This window comes from Amycolatopsis sp. FBCC-B4732, assembly GCF_023008405.1.
In the GTDB taxonomy this organism is placed as follows: domain Bacteria; phylum Actinomycetota; class Actinomycetes; order Mycobacteriales; family Pseudonocardiaceae; genus Amycolatopsis; species Amycolatopsis pretoriensis_A.
In genome coordinates this window covers 5,435,397-5,456,308 of record NZ_CP095376.1, presented here as the reverse complement: position 1 = coordinate 5,456,308, position 20,912 = coordinate 5,435,397, and the positions used below count along the sequence as shown (strand labels likewise).

The 20,912-nt window shown below is 71.7% G+C and carries 13 protein-coding genes; 11 read left to right on the top strand and 2 right to left on the bottom strand.

Annotated features, from left to right (window positions below; translation table 11 throughout):
• Positions 1–2: 2 nt before the first annotated feature.
• Together MUY14_RS23445 and MUY14_RS23440 are read right to left on the bottom strand one after the other, a co-directional pair.
• The gene (locus MUY14_RS23445; RefSeq protein WP_247011840.1) at positions 3–671 is read right to left on the bottom strand and encodes a response regulator transcription factor; all 669 of its coding nucleotides are present in this window, start codon (positions 669–671) and stop codon (positions 3–5) included.
• Complete coding sequence (locus MUY14_RS23440; protein ID WP_247011838.1) at positions 668–1,837, bottom strand: sensor histidine kinase; 1,170 nt, start codon at positions 1,835–1,837, stop codon at positions 668–670. The genes MUY14_RS23445 and MUY14_RS23440 overlap by 4 nt, the downstream gene beginning before the upstream one ends.
• 109 nt (positions 1,838–1,946) lie before the next feature.
• Between MUY14_RS23440 and MUY14_RS23435 the strand changes: the two genes are divergently transcribed.
• The 11 genes from MUY14_RS23435 to glgB all read left to right on the top strand — a co-directional run bounded on the left by MUY14_RS23435 (position 1,947) and on the right by glgB (position 20,890).
• Entirely contained in the window at positions 1,947–2,522 is a 576-nt protein-coding gene (locus MUY14_RS23435; protein ID WP_247011836.1) for a hypothetical protein, read from the top strand.
• Positions 2,519–2,719 (top strand): hypothetical protein, encoded by a 201-nt coding sequence (locus MUY14_RS23430; RefSeq protein ID WP_247011834.1) that lies wholly within the window; start codon positions 2,519–2,521, stop codon positions 2,717–2,719. Before MUY14_RS23435 ends, MUY14_RS23430 begins: the two co-directional genes overlap by 4 nt.
• Positions 2,720–2,934: 215 nt before the next feature.
• Complete coding sequence (gene malQ / locus MUY14_RS23425; RefSeq protein WP_247011832.1) at positions 2,935–4,866, top strand: 4-alpha-glucanotransferase; 1,932 nt, start codon at positions 2,935–2,937, stop codon at positions 4,864–4,866.
• A gap of 75 nt (positions 4,867–4,941) precedes the next feature.
• On the top strand, positions 4,942–7,068 hold the full coding sequence (gene glgX, locus MUY14_RS23420) for a glycogen debranching protein GlgX (RefSeq protein ID WP_247011830.1): 2,127 nt from the start codon (positions 4,942–4,944) through the stop codon (positions 7,066–7,068).
• A complete protein-coding gene (gene treY / locus MUY14_RS23415) occupies positions 7,065–9,329 on the top strand; it encodes a malto-oligosyltrehalose synthase (RefSeq protein WP_247011828.1) in 2,265 nt (754 codons plus the stop codon). Before glgX (MUY14_RS23420) ends, treY begins: the two co-directional genes overlap by 4 nt.
• Entirely contained in the window at positions 9,326–11,038 is a 1,713-nt protein-coding gene (gene treZ, locus MUY14_RS23410) for a malto-oligosyltrehalose trehalohydrolase (protein ID WP_247011827.1), read from the top strand. Before treY ends, treZ begins: the two co-directional genes overlap by 4 nt.
• A gap of 50 nt (positions 11,039–11,088) precedes the next feature.
• Positions 11,089–13,236, top strand: a complete 2,148-nt coding sequence (gene glgX / locus MUY14_RS23405) for a glycogen debranching protein GlgX (RefSeq protein ID WP_247011826.1) — start codon at positions 11,089–11,091, stop codon at positions 13,234–13,236.
• A 239-nt stretch (positions 13,237–13,475) separates the two neighbouring features.
• Positions 13,476–15,458, top strand: a complete 1,983-nt coding sequence (locus MUY14_RS23400; protein WP_247011825.1) for a maltotransferase domain-containing protein — start codon at positions 13,476–13,478, stop codon at positions 15,456–15,458.
• A gap of 37 nt (positions 15,459–15,495) precedes the next feature.
• A complete protein-coding gene (gene treS / locus MUY14_RS23395) occupies positions 15,496–17,304 on the top strand; it encodes a maltose alpha-D-glucosyltransferase (protein ID WP_247011824.1) in 1,809 nt (602 codons plus the stop codon).
• Between the two features lie 5 nt (positions 17,305–17,309).
• Positions 17,310–18,692, top strand: coding sequence for a maltokinase N-terminal cap-like domain-containing protein (locus tag MUY14_RS23390; RefSeq protein WP_247011823.1), 1,383 nt, complete (start codon positions 17,310–17,312; stop codon positions 18,690–18,692).
• Positions 18,689–20,890 carry a 1,4-alpha-glucan branching protein GlgB gene (gene glgB, locus MUY14_RS23385; RefSeq protein WP_247011822.1) on the top strand — a complete coding sequence of 734 codons (2,202 nt, stop codon included), beginning with the start codon at positions 18,689–18,691 and terminating at the stop codon, positions 20,888–20,890. Before MUY14_RS23390 ends, glgB begins: the two co-directional genes overlap by 4 nt.
• The last annotated feature ends 22 nt before the right edge of the window (positions 20,891–20,912 follow it).

The window sequence follows — 20,912 nt, the reverse complement described above, 5'->3', positions numbered from 1 at the left end:
GGTCACGGCGGTTTTCGCAGATCGGCAACGACCAGCCCGTTTTCCTGCGCGAGGATCGCCGCGTGGACCCGGGAGCGCAGGCCGAGCTTGCCCAGCACGCGCGAGACGTGCGTCTTGACGGTGGTCTCGCCGATGTACAGCCGGGTGCCGATCTGGTAGTTGGACAGCCCCTCGCCGAGGCAGGCGAGCACCTCGCGTTCGCGCTCGGTGAGGGTGCACAGGCCCTGGGGCGCCGGGGCCGGGCCGCGGGTGGCCGCGGCGAAGGCGCTGATCAGCCGCCTCGTGATCTGCGGGGCGAGCACGCCTTCCCCGGCCGCGACGAGCTTCACGGCCTCGATCAGCCTCGGCGCCGCCACCGACTTGAGCAGGAACCCGGCGGCGCCCGCCCGCAGCGCGCCGTCCACGTACTCCTCGAGGTCGAACGTGGTGAGCACGAGGACCTGCGTGAGCCCTTCGGCGACCAGCTGCCGGGTGGCGGTGATCCCGTCGGTGCCCGGCATCTGGACGTCCATCAGCGTGACGTCCGGGCGGAGGGCGCGGGCCTGCCGCACGGCGGACGCGCCGTCGGCGGCTTCACCGACGACTTCGATGCCCTCGGCGTGGTTGAGGATGGTGCTGAGGCCGAACCGGACCGCGTCGTGGTCGTCGGCGATGAGGACGGTGACGGTCATCGGGGATCGCTCACCGGCAATTCCGCGCGGACCAGCCAGCCCTCGCCCTCCGGGCCTGCGGTGAGCTTGCCGCCCACGGCGTCGGCCCGTTCGCGCATGTTCAGCAGGCCCGTTCCGGTGCCGCTGCCGTCCTTCGGGTGGTGGACGTCGTTGCGGACCTCGACCGCGAGGACGCCGTCGAGGTAGCAGACGTCGACGTCGACCTTCCCGCCCGGGGCGTGCTTGACCGCGTTGGTCAGTGCCTCCTGCGTGATCCGGTACGCGGTCAGGTCGACCGCCGCCGGCAGGGGTACCTGGGTGTCCACAGTGGATCCGAGGTTGACGTCCAGGCCGCTTGCCCGCGCCGACTCGACCAGCCCGGCCAGTTCCGCCAGCCGGGAAGGCACGGTCGCCGCCGCGCGCCCGCTCTCGGTTTTGAGCAACCCGATCATCGTGCGCATTTCCTCCAGGGCGCTCACGCTGTTTTCCCGTACGGACTCCAGCACCGTCCTCGCCAGCCTCGGGTCCGGTAGCGACAGCGCCGCTTCCGATTGGATCGCGATGGCCGAAAGGTGGCCGGCGATCACGTCGTGCAGGTCGCGCGCCATCCGCCCGCGCTCGGCCGCGACCGCCGCCCGCCGATCCAGCTCCGCGATCTTCGCCAGCTGGGCCGCGTTGGCCCGCTCGGTGTCGGCGATGTCCCGCTGCTGCCGGACGTTCGCCGCCCACCACACCGGTGTCACGACGAACGGCAGCACGCTCACCGCGGCCAGCACCGCCGTGCGCCATTCCTGCGCGAGCAGCAGCACCGCGGCGAGCACGCCCACCACCGACACCGCGGCGACGCCGATCATCACCCGGCTGGTGCGCCGGGAGCCGTACAGCGTCGCCGCGTACAGGAAGTCGGTGTAGACGATCAGCACCGGCAGCGACGGGCCCAGCCAGATGTCCGCCGCGAGCACCGCCGTCGCCAGCAGCAGCGCGCCCGGTACCCACCGGCGCAGCAGCTCCAGCCCGCACAGCGCGGTGAGCTCCAGCAGCCGCACCCACAGCGGGGCGTGGTCGTACCCCGCCAGCACCCGGTGGATGCCGGCCGCGTAGACGCCGAAGCCGATCGCCCCCGTGGCGAGGGCGATCAGGGCGTCCTGCTGCCACACCGGCAGCGAGCGAAGGCGAGGGAACTGCATGTGATCATCCCAGCACACCCGGTGCCGGGTCCGCGTCCTACGAAGTGATGACGCCCGGTCCTCCCTTCCGACGACGCGTCGGAGCCGCAGCCTGGGAGAGCGTGGAGGGGTGAACGGAATTGGGGAGTTCTTCGCGGAGAACCCGATGGCGGTCGTGATCGCGGCGGGTGAGATCGGGTTCTGGGTGGTCATCGCGGCCGGGCTGGCCGTGCGGTACGTGCTGCGGGCGCGCCGGGCGTCGGCGGTGCTGCTGGCGACGGTGCCGCTGATCGACGTCGTCGTGCTGGTGGCGACGGCCGCCGACCTGGCGGGCGGGGCGAAGGCGAACTTCACCCACGGCCTCGCGGCGGTGTACCTGGGGTTCAGCGTCGTGTTCGGGCCGAGCCTGGTCCGCTGGGCCGACGAGCGGTTCGCGCACCGGTTCGCCGGCGGGCCGCCACCACCACCGGAACGGCGGGGGCGCGAGAAGGCGCGGCACGAGTGGCGCGAGTTCTTCAAGTGCCTGCTGGCCTGCGGGCTCGCGGCGGTGGCGCTGCTGGCGGCGATCTGGGCGATCGGCACGCCGGAGCAGGTCGCGCCGCTGTGGGGGTGGTTCCCGCGGCTCGGCACGGTGACGGTGATCTGGCTGGTCACCGGCCCGGTCTGGGAGGAGCTGTTCGGGAAGCGCGAGGAGGTGCGGTCGTGATCGAGCTGCTCGGGATCCTGCTGGTGGTCCAGGGCGCGGGTGGCTTGCTGAACCGGCTGCTCGGGGCGGGCTCGCCGAGCTGGTTCGTCCAGCTGCACGTGCTGCCGCCCTCGCTGCACGTGGCGGCGAGCGTGGTGATGGTCCTCGGCGGGGCGGTGGTGCTGTTCGCGATCCGGGCGAAGAAGGGGAGCGGGTGAGGAGGGAGGTGAGCGCGGCCGGGAACCGAGTGAGGGGAGAGTGCGGTGGACACAGAGGACGGCGCGGCCGAGGGTGCCGGAACGGCTGGGGCGCGCTCCGCCGCGTCACGCCGCCGGGGCGCACACCGGGTTCGGCCCCGGTCGCCGACCGGCCGCCGGGGTGACGTCCGTCCGTGTGGATGGCGGGGACGGCCCGGTACCGGAATGCTGGGGCCGTGCCCGATGAGACTGCCGCCCGCCGTGTCCTGCAGGAGCTTGCCGACCGGTATGGCGTTGCCACCCGGTACGAGAACGCCGATCAGGTCTGGGTCGACGTGGACGACGAGGTCGTCGCCGCCGTTCTCCGGCAGTTCGGGGTCGATCCCACCAGCGACGAAGCCGTGGCCGAGACCGATGCGCTGCCGCCGACGATCGTCGTCAAGGAGGGCACCACCCGGCCGTTGCCCGGGGACGCCGAGGTCGTTCTCGAGGACGGGACGCGGCGCCCGGCCCACGGGGAACTGCCCGGTGATCTGCCGCTCGGCTGGCACCGGGTGGTGACCGCCGAACAGGACGTCGTGCTCGCCGTCGTTCCCGCGAAGCTGCCGGTCGTCAAGCCCGCGTGGGGCTGGATGCTGCAGCTGTACTCCCTGCACTCGCCCGGGTCGTGGGGCATCGGGGACTACGCCGACCTCGCCACCTTCGCCGCGCGGTCGGCCGCCGAGCTGGATGCCGGGGTGCTGCTCGTCAACCCCGTGCAGGCGATCAGTCCCGCGCACCCCGTCGAGCGGTCGCCCTACTCGCCCGCGAGCCGGCGGTTCGCCAATCCCGTCTACCTGCGCGTCACCGCCACCGAGACGTTCGCGAAGGCCGACGCGGCGACGCGGGAGGCCGTCGAGTCGCTGGCGCCGGACCGGGAAGGCGACCTGATCGACTACGACGCCGTCTGGACGGCGAAGCGGGCCGCGCTCGAACTGCTCTGGCCGCACCGGGCCGAGGAGGTGCCCGAAGACCGTGACCTGCGGGAGTTCGCGCTCTTCTGCGCGCTCGCCGAACAGCACGGCGCCGACTGGCGGGACTGGCCCGAAGCCCTGCGGGACCCCGCCGGGGCCGAGGTCGAAAAGGCTCGCGAAGAGCTGAAGGACCGCGTCGCCTTCCACGGCTGGCTGCAGCACCTGTGCCGGGTCCAGCTGGAAGCCGCGCGAAAGGCCGCGCGGGACGCCGGGATGACCGTCGGGATCGTGCACGACCTGCCGGTCGGGGTGCACCCCGGCGGAGCGGACACCTGGGCGGTGCGGGACGTCTTCGCCGCCGACGTGCGGGTGGGCGCGCCGCCGGACGCGTTCAACCAGCAGGGGCAGGACTGGAACCTGCCGCCGTGGCGGCCGGACAAGCTGGCCGAGGCCGGGTACGCGCCGTTCCGGGACGTCATCCGGGGCGTCCTGCGGTACGCCGACGGCATCCGCGTCGACCACATCGCCGGGCTCTGGCGGCTCTGGTGGATCCCGCCGGGCGAGCCCGCGCACCGCGGCACGTACGTGCACTACGACGCCGAGGCGATGGTCGGCGTGCTCGCGCTCGAGGCGCACCGGGCGGGCGCCGTCGTCGTGGGGGAGGACCTGGGGACCGTCGAGGACGTCGTCACCGAAACCATGCACGAGCGGGGCATGCTCAGCTCCGCCGTCCTGTGGTTCGAACGCGACTGGGACGCGCCGGGCAAGCCGTTCACGCCGCCGGAGAGCTGGGACCCGGACGCGATGGCCAGCATCTCCACGCACGACCTGCCGACCGTCTCGGGCTGGCTGAAGAGCGAGCACGTCCGGGTGCGCGCCGAGCTGGGGCTGCTGGACCGCGGTGCCGACGCCGAGGAAGAAGCGGCCGCGGCCGAACGCGAAGCGCTGATGGATCTTGTTGCGCGCGAAGGGATTCCGGCGGACGACCCGGTCGTCGCCTTGCACACGCTGCTCGCGAAAGCCGCGTCACGGCTCGTGCTGACGTCGCCGGCCGACGTCGCGGGCCAAGTGCGGCAGCCGAATCTGCCCGGAACCGTCGACCAGTACCCTAACTGGCGGATTCGCCTTCCCGTCAGCGTCGACGGCTTCTTCACCGCGAAGGGGGTCCGCGCCGCGGTCGCGCCGCTGGCCGCGGCACGCCCCTTGCCCGGGTAACGGGTACCGCGCGGCGCACGACTCACGTCCGTCACCACGGACGGCACAAGCACGACCAAGCTCGAGGAGACCCCAGTGCGGCCCTGGCCAGGAACGCCCTACCCGCTCGGCGCCACCTACGACGGAGTCGGGACGAACTTCGCCCTGTTCTCCGAGGTGGCCGAGCGGGTCGAACTGTGCCTGTTCGACGCCGACGGCAACGAGACGCGGCACGCGCTCGAAGAGGTGGACGGCTTCGTCCACCACGGCTACCTGCTCAACGTCGGGCCCGGGCAGCGGTACGGGTTCCGGGTGCACGGCCCGTACGACCCGAAGCGCGGCCTGCGCTGCAACCCGAACAAGCTGCTCATCGACCCCTACGCGAAGGCCGTCTCGCACGGCGTGAAGTGGGACGAATCGCTGTTCGGCTACCAGTTCGACAACCCGGACGAGCGCAACGACGCCGACTCCGCCGGGCGGGTGCCGTACTCGCTGGTCGCGAACCCGTTCTTCGACTGGGGCAACGACCGCCAGCCGAAGCGGCCGTACAACGAGACCGTCATCTACGAGGCCCACGTCAAGGGCATGACCGTGAATCACCCGTTCGTGCCCGAGGCGCTGCGGGGCACGTACGCCGGGCTCGCGCACCCCGCGGTCGTGGAGCACCTGCAGAAGCTCGGCGTCACCGCCGTGGAACTGCTGCCGGTGCACCAGTTCGTCTCCGACCACGGGCTGGAGGAGAAGGGCCTCACGAACTACTGGGGCTACAACACGATCGGGTTCTTCGCGCCGCACGACTCGTACGCGGCGATGCCCGGCGAGGGCGGGCAGGTCCAGGAGTTCAAGGGCATGGTGAAGGCCTTCCACGAGGCCGGCATCGAAGTCATCCTGGACGTGGTTTACAACCACACGGCCGAGGGAAACCACCTCGGGCCGACGCTGTCGATGCGGGGCATCGACAACGAGGCCTACTACCGGCTGGTGGAGGGGGAGCCCGAGTACTACATGGACTACACCGGCACCGGGAACTCCCTCAACGTCCGCAACCCGCACACCCTGCAGCTGATCATGGATTCGCTGCGCTACTGGGTCACCGAGATGCACGTCGACGGCTTCCGGTTCGACCTCGCTTCCGCGCTGGCCCGCGAGTTCTACGACGTCGACCGGCTGTCCACGTTCTTCGACCTGGTGCAGCAGGACCCGATCGTCAGCCAGGTGAAGCTGATCGCCGAGCCGTGGGACGTCGGGCCCGGTGGCTACCAGGTCGGCAACTTCCCGCCGTTGTGGACGGAGTGGAACGGGCAGTTCCGCGACACCGTCCGCGACTTCTGGCGCGGCGAACCCTCGACGCTGGGGGAGTTCGCCTCGCGCATCACCGGCTCGTCGGACCTCTACCAGGACGACGGCCGCCGCCCGTTCGCGTCGATCAACTTCGTCACCGCGCACGACGGCTTCACGCTGCGGGACCTGGTGTCCTACAACGAGAAGCACAACGAGGCCAACGGCGAGGACGGCCGCGACGGCGCCGACGACAACCGCTCGTGGAACTGCGGCGTCGAGGGCGAGACCGACGACCCCGAGGTGCTCGGGCTGCGCGTGCGGCAGCAGCGGAACATGCTGGCCACGATGCTGCTGTCGCAGGGCGTCCCGATGATCCTGCACGGCGACGAGTTCGGCCGCACCCAGCAGGGCAACAACAACGTCTACTGCCAGGACTCCGCACTGTCCTGGATGGACTGGGAGCTGGCCAAGGACAACGCCGACCTGGTCAGGTTCACCGGCGGGCTGAGCGCGCTCCGGCACCGGCACCCGGTGTTCCGCCGCCGCCGGTTCTTCCAGGGCGGCCCGGTCGGCAAGGGCGACAAGCTCGGCGACATCGCCTGGTTCACCCCGGCCGGCGAGGAGATGACCGAGCAGAACTGGGACGACGGCTTCGGCAAGGCGGTCGTCGTCTTCCTCAACGGCAAGGCGATCCCGGACCTCGACCAGCGCGGCATGAAGGTCGAGGACGACTCGTTCCTGCTGGCCTTCAACGCGCACTACGAAGACATCGACGCCAAGCTGCCGGGCAACGGGTACGGCGAGCACTGGACCGTCGTCGTCGACACCGCGACCGGCGAGGTGGAACCCGCCGGCGCGGAGCCGATCGAAGGCGGCGGCCAGCTCACCCTCCCGGCCCGGTCCCTGATCGTGCTGCAGCGGACGGAGACGGATCCCGAATGACGGTGCCGGAGTCGACCTACCGGGTGCAGCTGCGCCCGGAGTTCACCTTCGCGGACGCGGCCGGCCTCGCCGGCTACCTGCGCGACCTCGGCATCGGCGCGCTCTACGCGTCGCCGGTGCTGGACGCGACGCCCGGGTCGACGCACGGCTACGACGTCGTCGACCCGACGCGCGCGCGGCCCGAGCTGGGCGGCGAGGACGCCCGCCGCGAGCTGAGCGCGAAGCTGAAGGAAGCCGGGCTCGGCCTGGTCGTCGACATCGTGCCCAACCACATGTCGGTCGAGGTCCCGAAGGCGAACCGGTTCTGGTGGGACGTGCTGCGGCACGGCCGCGACTCGCGGTACGCCGCCTTCTTCGACGTCGACTGGGACCGCGGCCCGATCCTGCTGCCGGTGCTGGGCGAGGACGGAGCCGTCGCCGAGCTGTCGGTCGAGGACGGCGAGCTCGCCTACTACGACCACCGCTTCCCGATCGCCCCCGGTACGGAAAGCGGGACGCCGCAAGAGGTCCACGAGCGCCAGCACTACCGCCTGATCGGCTGGCGCCGCGGCAACGCGGAGCTGAACTACCGCCGGTTCTTCGACATCACGAACCTGGCCGCGGTCCGCGTCGAGGACCCGACGGTGTTCGCCGAGACGCACGGCGAGGTGCTGCGCTGGGTCGCCGACGGCGACGTCACCGGCCTGCGCGTCGACCACCCGGACGGCCTCGCCGACCCCGGCGGCTACTTCCGGCGGCTGCGGGAGAACGCCCCGAGCGCGTGGATCGTCGCGGAGAAGATCCTGCACCCGGGCGAGCCGCTGCCGCAGACCTGGCCGGTCGACGGCACCACCGGCTACGACGCCCTGCGCGAGATCGCCGGCGTCTTCGTCGGCCCGGCCGCCGAGCCCGCCTACACCGAGCTGGCGAACGAGCTGGGCGTGAAGACCGGCTACCACCGCGTCGAGGCCGAGGCCCGGCGCCTGGTCACCGACCGCATCCTGGTCGCCGAGGTCCGGCGGATCGCGGCGCTGCTGCGCGACGTCGACGCCGAGCAGGCCCGGCAGGCGGTCGCCGAGACCATGATCGCCTTCCCGGTCTACCGCTCCTACCTGCCCGAAGGCGCGGCGCACTGGGCGGCGGCGATCGCCGGGGCGCGCCAGGCCCGGCCCGACCTCGCCGGCGCGCTCGAAGCCCTCGACGCGCAGGTCCGCGCTGAGCCGGGCGGCGAGCTGGCCACCCGGATCCAGCAGACGTCCGGCATGGTCGTGGCCAAGGGCACCGAGGACACGACGTTCTACCGCTACACCCGCTTCGCCGCGCTCAACGAGGTCGGCGGCAACCCGGACCGCTTCGGGCTCGACGTCGAGGAGTTCCACCGGCTCGCCGCCGAGCGCGAAGCCGGGTACCCGGCCGCGATGACGACGCTGACCACGCACGACACCAAGCGGTCCGAGGACACCCGCGCCCGGATGGCGGTGCTCGCCGAAGTGCCGGGCGAGTTCGCCGACGCGGTCCGGCGGTGGACCGCGAGCCACGGGATCGACGAGCCGTCGCTCAACCTGCTCGCCTGGCAGACGCTCGTCGCGACCTGGCCGATCGAGCCCGCCCGGCTGCGGGACTACCTCGACAAGGCGGCCAAGGAAGCCAAGCTCCGGACCAGCTGGACCGACCACGACGAGGCCTTCGAGGAAGCCGTCGCGGCGTGGCCGGACGCCGTCGTCGACGACCCCGACGTGGCCGCGTTCGTCGCGCGGATCGAGCGGCCGGGCTGGAGCAACTCGCTCGGCCAGAAGCTCGTCCAGCTGACCGCGCCCGGCGTCCCGGACGTCTACCAGGGCACCGAGCTGTGGGACTTCTCGCTGGTCGACCCGGACAACCGCCGCCCGGTCGACTACGCGGTCCGCCGCGAGCTCCTCGCGCGGATCGCCGACGGCGAGCTGCCGGAGATCGACGCGTCCGGTGCGGCGAAGCTGCTGGTCGTGCACAAAGCGCTGAAGCTGCGCCAGGAGCACCCCGCGTTGTTCCGCGGCTACCGGCCGCTGCGCGCCGAGGGCGTCGCGGCGGAGCACTGCCTGGCCTACACCCGCAGCGCGGATCTGGCCGTCGCGGTCACCCGGCTGCCGGTCGGCCTCGAAGCCGCCGGTGGCTGGCGCGACACCGTGCTCCCGCTGCCGGACGGCGTCTGGACCGACGTCCTCACCGGCCGCGACGCCACGCCGGACGTGGCCACCCTGTTCGACCGCTACCCCGTCGCGTTGCTGGTGCGAGGAGACGCATGAGGTTCAGTGTCTGGGCCCCGTCCGCCGAGCGGGCCCGGGTGTCCGTCGACGCCGAGGTGCACGAGATGACCGCGGGCGAGGGCGGCTGGTGGCACGCCGACGCCGACGGGATCAACTACGCCTTCCTGCTCGACGACGACGAGAAGCCGCTGCCGGACCCGCGGTCGCGGTGGCAGCCCCACGGCGTCCACCACGAGTCGCGCGTCTACGACCACGGCGAGTTCGAGTGGACCGACGACGCCTGGCACGGCCGTCAGCTCCCGGGCGCCGTCGTCTACGAACTGCACCTCGGCACGTTCACCGAAGGCGGCACCTTCGACGCCGCGATCGACCGGCTCGACCACCTCGTCGACCTCGGGATCACGCACGTCGAGCTGCTGCCGGTGAACTCCTTCGACGGCACCGCGGGCTGGGGCTACGACGGCGTCCTCTGGGGCGCGGTCCACGAGCCCTACGGCGGCCCGGACGGGCTCAAGCGGTTCGTCGACGCCGCCCACGCGCGTGGCCTGGCGGTCGTGCTCGACGTCGTCTACAACCACCTCGGGCCCTCCGGCGCCTACCTCGACCGGTTCGGCCCGTACTTCGCCGGCCAGAACGAGTGGGGGCCCGGCCTCAACCTCGACGGTGCCGGCTCCGACGAGGTCCGGCGGTACGTGCTCGACAACGCGCTGAGCTGGTTCCGGGACTTCCACATCGACGCGCTGCGCCTGGACGCCGTCCACGCACTGCTCGACCGGCGGGCCGTCCACCTGCTCGAACAGCTCGCCACCGAGGTCGACGCGCTGTCGGCGGCGCTCAACCGGCCGCTGACGCTGATCGCCGAGTCCGACCTCAACGACCCGAAGCTCGTCACGCCCCGCGAGCGCGGCGGGTACGGCCTGCACGCCCAGTGGTCGGACGACTTCCACCACGCCCTGCACGTCAAGCTGACCGGCGAGACGAGCGGGTACTACACCGACTTCGCCGCGCCGGACGCGCTCGAGCGGGTCCTGCGCGAGGTGTTCTTCCACGCGGGCACCTGGTCGTCCTTCCGGGAGCGGACCCACGGCCGACCGGTCGACACGCGGACCGTGCCCGGCCACCGCTTCCTCGGCTACCTGCAGAACCACGACCAGATCGGCAACCGCGCGACCGGTGACCGGCTCTCGGCGACGGTCTCGCCGGGCCGGCTGGGCTGCGGCGCGGCGCTCCTGTTCTGCTCGCCGTTCACGCCGATGGTGTTCATGGGGGAGGAGTGGGCGGCGAGCACGCCGTGGCAGTTCTTCGCCTCCTTCCCGGACCCCGAGCTGGCCGAAGCCGTCCGCACGGGCCGCCGTCGCGAATTCTCGCGGCACGGCTGGGGCGAGTCGGAGGTGCCCGACCCGATGGACGCGGCCACCGTGGACCGGTCGCGGCTCGACTGGACCGAAGTGGAGCGCCCCGGGCACCGCGAGGTGCTGGAGCTGTACCGCTCGCTGATCAAGCTGCGCCGCGAGCACCCCGCGCTGGCCGACCCCGGCGTCGCGGACGTGCGCGTCGACAGCGCCCCGGACGGGTCCTGGCTGGTGCTGCACCGCGGCACGCTGCGGCTGGCGGTCAACTTCGGTCCCGGCCAGGTCACGCTCCCGCTCGGGGCCACGTCGGCCTTGCTCGCCTGGGGCGGGGCCGAAGCCGGCGGCGGGGCCGCCCAGCTGCCGCCGGACGGTTTCGTTCTGGTCGAAACCCGATAACCGCACCGCACAGAGCGCGCGAAACGGCCGGTATCTGGGACGATTCAGGAATGGCCACACGACCTTCCGCCGACCACGTCCTCGCCGGCCGCCCCTTCCCGCTCGGTGCCCACCCCGAGGCCGGCGGTGTGCGGTTCGCGATCACGTCCGCCGTCGCGGACGCCGTCGAGCTGTGCCTGATCGACGCCGACGGATCGGAACGCCGGATCGCGCTCACCGAACGCACCTTCGGCGTCTGGCACGGCCTGGTGCCCGGGGTGACGCCGGGGCAGCGCTACGGCTACCGGATCCACGGCCCGTACGACCCCGCCCGCGGCCTGCGGTGCAACCCGCACAAGCTGCTGGTCGACCCGTACGCCCGGCAGATCACCGGCGGGCTGACCGACCTGGCCGCGGCCCAGGGCTTCACCGGCGACCCCGAGCGCGGCCCGATGTCCACTGTGGACTCCCTGGGCAGCGTGCCGCTGTCGGTCGTGTCCTCGCCGGGCGGGCCGGACACCGGGACGAAGCCGGAGGTGCCGTTCGAAGAGGCGGTCGTCTACGAGCTGCACGTCAAGGGGTTCACCCAGCAGCACCCGTTCATCCCGGAGGCGCTGCGCGGCACCTACCTCGGCCTGGCCCACCCGGTCGCGATCGAGTACCTGACCCGGCTCGGCGTCACGTCGGTGGAGCTGCTGCCGGTGCACTCGTTCCTCGACGAGCCGTCGCTGGTCCGCGCCGGGCGGCACAACTACTGGGGCTACTCGCCGCTCGGCTTCTTCGCGCCGCACGCCGCCTACGCCAGCGAGCCCGGCCACGAGGTCGAGGAGTTCCGGCTGATGGTGGCCGCCCTGCACGCGGCGGGCATCGAAGTGATCCTCGACGTCGTGTTCAACCACACCTGCGAGGGCGGCCCGGACGGGCCGACGCTGAGCTTCCGCGGGCTGAACGCGCCGGTCTACTACCTGCACACCGACCGCGGGCACATGGCCGACATCACCGGCTGCGGCAACACCCTGGAGGCGGGCTCGCCGACCGTCGTCCGGCTGGTGACCGACTCGCTGCGGTACTGGACGCAGGAGATGGGCGTCGACGGCTTCCGGTTCGACCTCGCCAGCACGCTCGGGCGGCCCCGCGGCGGCGCGTTCGACCCGGCGTCGACGCTGCTCACGGCGATCACCACCGACCCGGTGCTGTCCCGCTGCAAGCTGATCGCCGAGCCATGGGACGCCACCGGCGAGGGCTACCGCGTCGGCGGCTTCGGCGCCCAGTGGGCGGAGTGGAACGGCCGCTACCGCGACACCGTCCGCGACTTCTGGCGCGGCGCGACCGGCGTGCGCGACCTCGCCTACCGGCTGTCCGGTTCGTCGGACCTCTACGACCACAACCTGCGCCGGCCGTGGCAGTCGATCAACTTCGTCACCGCGCACGACGGCTTCACGCTGCGGGACCTGGTGTCCTACAACGAAAAGCACAACGAGGCCAACGGCGAGGACAACCGCGACGGCACCAACGACAACCGCTCGTGGAACCACGGCGCCGAGGGGGAGACCGCCGACCCGGCGATCCGCGCGCTGCGCACCCGGCAGGCCCGGAACATGTTCGCCACGCTGCTGCTGTCCACCGGTACGCCGATGCTCACCATGGGCGACGAGTTCTGGCGGACCCAGCACGGCAACAACAACGCGTACTGCCTCGACGGCGAAACGTCCTGGCTGGACTGGACGCCGGCGGACCCCGAGGCCGAGGCCATGCTCGCGTTCGCCCGCCGGGTGGTGCGGCTGCGCGCGAACAGCCCGGCGCTGCGGCAGCCGGAGTTCTTCGAAGGCCGGACCACCCCGACCGGCAAGCCCGACCTGGTCTGGTTCCGCCCGGACGGCGAGGAGCTCGGCGAGACCGACTGGTTCGAGGAGCGCCACACGCTCGGAATGTGGATCGACGGCTCGAACAGCCAGGCCCGCAACCGCGACGGCGCGCTGGTGCCCGACCACTCGTGGCTGCTGTGGCTGCACGCGGGCGACGCGCCGGCGGAGGTGGTGCTGCCGGGGCGCGAGTACGGCGAGACGTTCAAGCCGACGCTCGACACGAGCACCGCGGACGGCAGCCCGGCCAACCCGGGCGTGCTGGAGGCCAAGAGCCGGGTGCCGCTGCAGTCGCGGTCGCTGCTGTTGCTGCGGGCCCCGAGGCTGGCGGCCGACCCGCAGCCGGAGCCCTACTGACCGGTACCGGGGCGGGGTGTCGTCCATTCGGGTACGGGTGTCCGGCGGCGCGGGCCGCCGGCCGGGTCCGGCGCGCGCTTAACCTGACGGACACCTGCCGGAAATTCGTTGCGGCGAAAGCGTTTCGGTCGCGCCCAGGTGGGTAAAGAAAAAAGGAGCCCTGACTCGATCGTGCTTGATCGAGTCAGGCAGACTGACGACGCCTGCGCTTCCAACCGACACACCGAGGGGCGTTGCCCATGACCGGCCGGCTCGGCATCGACGACGTCTCCCCCAGCGTGAGCTGCGGCCGGTATCCGGCCAAAGCCGTTGTGGGGGAACACATCCCGGTCACCGCGACCGTCTGGCGGGAAGGCCACGACGCCGTCGCCGCCACCGTCGCGTGGCGCGGTCCCGGCGACCGCCTGACGCGCCAGACGCGGATGGTGCCGCGGGGACCCGACCACCCCGACGAGTTCGCCGCCGTGATCGTCCCCGACGTCACCGGTGCGTGGACCTTCCGGATCGACGCCTGGAGCGATCCCTGGGCGACGTGGGAGCACGCCGTCGAGGTGAAGGTCGCCGCCGGACAGGGGCCCGAGGACCTCGCCAACGACATCGAAAACGGCGCCCGGCTGCTGGAGCGCGTCTCCCGCCGTCCCGACCGCCGCGCGGAGAAGGGGCTGCTGACCGGCGCGGTGACCGCGCTGCGCGACGAAGAGCGCTCCCTCGCCGAGCGCGTCGGGCCAGCGCTGTCGCCCGAAATCCGCCAGCTCATGCGCGAGTTCCCGGTGCGCGAGCTGATCACCAAGGGCAAGCCGTTCAAGGTCTGGGTCGACCGGCGCCGCGCCGCGTACGGCTCCTGGTACGAGCTCTTCCCGCGCTCCACCGGCGGGGTCGACGCCGAGGGCAAGGCGGTGCACGGCACCTTCACCACCGCCGCGGCCGCGCTCGACCGCGTCGCGAAGATGGGCTTCGACGTCGTCTACCTGCCGCCGATCCACCCGATCGGCCGGGTGAACCGCAAGGGCCCCAACAACACCCTCGACGCCAAGCCCGAAGACGTCGGCTCGCCGTGGGCCATCGGCGCCGACGAGGGCGGGCACGACTCGATCCACCCGGACCTCGGCACCTTCGAGGACTTCGACGCCTTCGTCGCCCGCTCCGAGGAGCTGGGCATGGAGGTCGCGCTCGACTTCGCGCTGCAGGCCGCGCCCGACCACCCGTGGGTCCTGAAGAACCCGGAGTTCTTCACCACCCGCCCGGACGGCTCGATCGCCTACGCGGAGAACCCGCCGAAGAAGTACCAGGACATCTACCCGATCAACTTCGACAACGACCCCAAGGCCGTCTACGAAGAGATGCTCCGGGTGATCACGGTCTGGATCGACCACGGGGTGAAGATCTTCCGGGTCGACAACCCGCACACCAAGCCGCCGGACTTCTGGGCCTGGCTGATCCAGTCGGTGAAGGACGCCCACCCGGACGTGCTGTTCCTGGCCGAGGCGTTCACCCGCCCAGCGCGGCTGTGGGGCCTGGCCCGGCTCGGCTTCACCCAGAGCTACACGTACTTCACCTGGCGGACCGGCAAGCAGGAACTGATCGACTTCGCCGTCGACCTGCGCGACCACTGGACCGAAGGCCGCCCGAACCTGTTCGTCAACACCCCGGACATCCTCCACGAATCGCTGCAGCGCGGCGGTCCCGGCATGTTCGCGCTGCGGGCCGCGCTCGCCGCGACGATCTCGCCGACGTGGGGCGTCTACTCCGGCTACGAGCTGTTCGAGCACGTCCCGGTCCGCGACGGGAGCGAGGAGTACCTCGACTCCGAGAAGTACCAGCTGCGCCCGCGCGACTTCGAGCGCGCGCTCGCCGAAGGGCGCTCGCTGGAGCCGTGGATCGCGAAGCTGAACGCCGTCCGCCGCGCGCACCCGGCGCTGCAGCAGATGCGCACCCTGCACTTCCACCACGTCGACAACGACGCGCTGCTGGCCTACTCCAAACAGGACCCGGCCACCGGCGACACCGTCGTCACGGTCGTGACGCTCGACCCGTACGGGCCCCAGGAGGGCACGCTCTGGCTCGACACCGGGGCGCTCGGGTTCGAGGCGCACGAGCGGCTGATCGCGCACGACGAGGTCACCGGTGACACCTGGGACTGGGGACCGGCGAACTTCGTCCGGCTCGAACCGTGGCGGGCCGTGGCCCACGTGGTCTCGGTCCGGCGGCGGCTGGCCGGTTAGCAGGGAAGGAACGGATCGAGGGACTGAGGTGGAACCCATGGCGGAAGAGGCCCGCCCCGACGCGGCACTGGGGCTGGACGGTGTGCCGCACACCGGTGAGGCGATGACCGCCGACGGGATGCTGGTCGAACCCCAGGCCGGGGACTTCCGCTCGGCGCAGCAGGCGCCGAGCAACCCGGAGTGGTTCAAGGGCGCGGTGTTCTACGAGGTGCTGGTGCGCGCGTTCGCCGACTCCAACGGCGACGGCACCGGCGACCTGCGCGGCCTGGCCGGCCGCCTGGACTACCTGGCGTGGCTCGGCATCGACTGCCTGTGGCTGCCGCCGTTCTACGCGTCGCCGTTGCGCGACGGCGGCTACGACATCAGCGACTTCCGGGCGGTGCTGCCGGAGTTCGGCAGCGTCGAGGACTTCGTCTTCCTGCTGAACGAGGCGCACCGGCGCGGCATCCGGGTGATCACCGACCTGGTGCTCAACCACACGTCGGACGCGCACCCGTGGTTCCAGCAGTCGCGCAACGAACCCGACGGCCCGTACGGCGACTACTACGTGTGGAGCGACGACGACTCCCGCTACGCCGACGCGCGGATCATCTTCGTCGACACCGAGACGTCGAACTGGACCTACGACCCGGTGCGCGGCCAGTTCTACTGGCACCGGTTCTTCTCCCACCAGCCGGACCTCAACTTCGAGAACCCCGACGTCCAGAACGCCATGATCGACACCCTGCGGTTCTGGCTCGACCTGGGCATCGACGGGTTCCGCCTCGACGCCGTGCCGTACCTGTTCGAGCAGGAGGGCACCAACTGCGAGAACTTGCCGCGCACGCACGAGTTCCTCAAGCGCTGCCGCAAGGTCGTCGACGACGAGTACCCCGGGCGCATCCTCCTGGCGGAGGCCAACCAGTGGCCCTCGGACGTCGTCGAGTACTTCGGCGACCCGGCGGTCGGCGGCGACGAGTGTCACATGGCGTTCCACTTCCCGCTGATGCCGCGGATCTTCATGGCGGTGCGGCGCGAGTCGCGGTTCCCGATCTCGGAGATCCTCACCCAGACCCCGACCATCCCCAGCGGGTCCCAGTGGGGCATCTTCCTGCGCAACCACGACGAGCTGACCCTCGAGATGGTCACCGACGAAGAGCGCGACTACATGTACGCGGAGTACGCCAAGGACCCGCGCATGAAGGCCAACATCGGCATCCGCCGTCGCCTGGCCCCGCTGCTGGACAACGACCGCAACCAGCAGGAGCTCTTCACCGCGATGCTGCTGTCCCTGCCGGGCTCGCCCGTTCTGTACTACGGTGACGAGATCGGCATGGGAGACAACATCTGGCTCGGCGACCGCGACGCGGTGCGCACCCCCATGCAGTGGACCCCGGACCGCAACGCCGGGTTCTCCTCCTGCGACCCGGGCCGCATCTACCTGCCGGTGATCATGGACCCGGTGTACGGCTACCAGGGCCTGAACGTCGAGGCGCAGTCGAACAACGCGTCCTCGCTGCTCAACTGGACCCGGCGGATGATCGAGGTGCGCAAGGAGCACCACGCGTTCGCCGAAGGCGAGTTCATCGACCTGGGTGGGTCCAACCCGAGCGTGCTGGCCTACAAGCGCCAGTGGCGGCGCCCGGACGGCGGCGAAGACGTCGTGCTCTGCGTGAACAACCTCTCCCGGTTCCCACAGCCGGTGGAGCTGGACCTGACCGGGCACCGCGGGTGCACGCCGGTGGAGCTCACCGGCGGGGTGCGGTTCCCCAGCATCGGGGAACTGCCGTACCTGCTGACCCTGCCGGGGCACGGCTTCTACTGGTTCCAGCTGACGAGCCCGGGAGACGAAGGCGAAACGAGGTGAGTCCCTTGTCCGACCCGCGTGCGCTGGTCGACGATCTGGCCGAGGACCTGAAGCGCTGGCTGCCCGAGCAGCGCTGGTTCGCCGGCAAGGACCGGCCGGTGACCGGCGTCCGGCCGCTCGGCGTGACCGAGCTGGTCGCCGGTGATCCGCAGCTGCTGCACGTGGTGGTGGAGGTGGCCCAGGACGACCGCCGCGAGCCGTACCAGCTGCTCGTCGGGCGGCGGACGCACCCGCCGGAGATCGCCTCGACCAGCTGGATCGGCGCCGTCGGCGACCTGAACGCGTACGAGGCGGCCGGCGACCTGGACCTCACCGGTGTGCTGCTGGACCTGATGGCCCGCGAGGACACCGTGGGGTCGCTGGTCTTCGAGCACGAGCCGGACGCGGAGCTGGAGACGGGCCTGCGGGCGCGGCCGATCTCCTCGGAGCAGAGCAACACCTCCCTGGTCTACGGCGGGCAGTACATCCTCAAGCTGTTCCGCAAGCTGACCCCGGGCAAGAACAAGGACCTGCTGCTGCACCGCGCGTTGCAGGGGGTGGGCAGCAAGCACATCGCGCCGGTGCTCGGCTCGATCACCGGCGATCTCGGCGGCGAGCCGACCACGGTCGGCATGCTGCAGCACTTCGTCGCCGACGCGGTCGACGGCTGGGCGATGGCCACCACCAGCGTCCGCGATCTGATGGCCGCGCCGGAGCTGCACGCCGAGGAGGTCGGCGGCGACTTCGCCGGCGAGGCGGAGCGGCTCGGGCGCGCGGTCGCCGAGGTGCACGCCGACCTGGCCGAGGCACTGGGCACGGAGAGCGTCGACGCCGGCGAGCTGGAGCGCACGACGAAGGCGATGGCCGCCCGGCTGGACACGATCGCCGGGCGGGTCCCGGAGCTGGCCGCGCACGCCCCGGCGCTGCGGGCGGCGTTCGAGAAGCTGGAGGCGCTGCCCCCGGGCTCGGTGACCATGCAGTACATCCACGGCGACCTGCACCTGGGCCAGGTGCTGCGGACCGTCGGCGGCTGGCTGCTGATCGACTTCGAGGGCGAGCCCGCGGCGCCGGTGGAGGAACGCCACGCGCTGCGCTCGCCGTTGCGCGACGTGGCGGGCATGCTGAGGTCGTTCGACTACGCGGCCCAGCAGCTGCTGGTCGGGCAGCCCGACGAGCCGGCGCTGGTCGAGCGGGCCTTGGAGTGGTCGCAGCGCAACCGGGCGGCGTTCTGCGAGGGCTACGCCGCGGTCGCGCCGGACCCGCGTGAACAGGGCGAGCTGCTGCGCGCCTTCGAATTGGACAAGGCGGTCTACGAAGTGGGTTACGAGCACGCGAACCGGCCCGACTGGCTCGGCGTGCCGCTCGCTTCGATCGCCCGGATCACGAGCGGAGAGGGGATGACACCGTGAACGCCGTTCCGGAAGGCCTCCCGGCCGCGGCCCCGCCGGCTGCCGACATCGACCGGCTGCTGGCCGGTTCCCACCACGACCCGCACGCCGTCCTCGGCGTGCACCCGGCGGGCAAGGGGTTCGTGGCGCGTTCGCTGCTGCCCGGCGCCAAGGCCGTCACGCTGCACGCGGGCGGGCACCGGTACCCGATGGAGCCGGTGATCGACGCGCTGTTCGCCGTCGCCGTGCCCGAGCACCCCGGCGACTACCGGCTGGAAGTCGAGTACGACGGGCACACCACGACCGCCGACGACCCGTACCGCTGGCTGCCGACGGTGGGGGAACTGGATCTCCACCTGATCGGCGAAGGCCGGCACGAACGGCTGTGGGAGGCGCTCGGCGCGCACGTCCGGTCGTACGAGACACCGAACGGTGTCGTCGAGGGCACGTCGTTCGCGGTGTGGGCGCCGAACGCGCGCGGCATCCGCGTGATCGGCGACTTCAACGGCTGGGACGGGCGCGGGCACCCGATGCGCTCGCTCGGCTCGTCCGGCATCTGGGAGCTGTTCGTGCCCGGCGTCGGCGTGGGCACCTGCTACAAGTTCCGGATCCTCGGCGCCGACGGCAACTGGCAGGAGAAGGCCGACCCGATGGCGTTCGCCACCGAGCAGCCGCCCGCGACGGCTTCGGTCGTCACCGCGTCGGGGCACCTGTGGGACGACGACGAGTGGGTCGCCCAGCGCGAGGCGACCGAGTGGGCCGCGGCGCCGATGAGCGTCTACGAGGTCCACCTCGGCTCGTGGCGGCCCGGCCTGGACTACCGGGAGCTGGCCGACCAGCTCGGCGACTACCTCGTCGAGACCGGCTTCACGCACGTGGAGCTGCTGCCGGTGTCGGAGCACCCGTTCGGCGGCTCGTGGGGTTACCAGGTGACGTCGTACTACGCGCCGACGTCCCGCTTCGGCTCGCCCGACGACTTCCGCTACTTCGTCGACCGCCTGCACCAGCGCGGGATCGGCGTCCTGGTCGACTGGGTGCCCGCGCACTTCCCGAAGGACAGCTGGGCGCTGGCGAAGTTCGACGGCACCGCGCTGTACGAGCACGCGGACCCGCGCCGCGGCGAGCAGCCCGACTGGGGCACGCTCGTGTTCGACTTCGGCCGCAACGAGGTCCGCAACTTCCTCGTCGCCAACGCGCTGTACTGGATCGAGGAGTTCCACCTCGACGGCCTGCGCGTGGACGCGGTGGCGTCGATGCTCTACCTCGACTACTCCCGCAACGAGGGGGAGTGGCTGCCGAACCAGTACGGCGGCCGGGAAAACCTGGACGCGGTGAAGTTCCTGCAGGAGCTGAACGCGACCGTCTACAAGCGACACCCGGGCATCGTGATGGTGGCCGAGGAGTCGACGGCGTGGCCGGGCGTCACGCGCCCGACGCACCTGGGCGGCCTCGGGTTCGGCTTCAAGTGGAACATGGGCTGGATGCACGACACGCTCCGGTACCTGTCGCACGAGCCGATCCACCGGGCGTACCACCACAACGAGATGACGTTCTCGCTCGTGTACGCGTGGAGCGAGAACTTCGTGCTCCCGCTGTCGCACGACGAAGTGGTGCACGGCAAGGGATCCCTGTGGGGCCGGATGCCGGGCGACGCCTGGAACAAGGCGGCCGGGCTGCGCTCGCTGCTGGCGTTCATGTGGGCGCACCCGGGCAAGCAGCTGCTGTTCATGGGCGGCGAGTTCGGCCAGCCGTCGGAGTGGTCGGAGCAGCGGTCGCTGGACTGGCACCTGCTGGACGAGCCGCTGCACCGCGGGGTCCAGGACCTGCTGCGGTCGCTGAACTCGGTGTACCGGTCGACCCCGGCGCTGTTCAGCCAGGACACCTCCCCGGACGGCTTCCGCTGGATCGACGCGAACGACTCGAGCGGCAACGTGCTGAGCTTCCTGCGCATCGGCACCGACGGCTCGCGGCTGGCGTGCGTGGCGAACTTCGCGGGCGTCCCGCACCACGACTACCGGGTCGGCCTCCCGACCACCGGGCGCTGGCGCGAGGTCGTCAACACCGACGCGGAAGCGTACGGCGGCTCCGGGGTCGGGAACCTCGGGGTCGTGGAGGCGACCGACGAGCCGTGGCACGGGCAGCCGGCCTCGGCGGTGCTCCAGCTCCCGCCGGCGGGCGTCCTGTGGCTGCTCGAAGAGCAGGCTCCCGAACTCGCGTAACGCCGTCGGGACGGCACTTTCA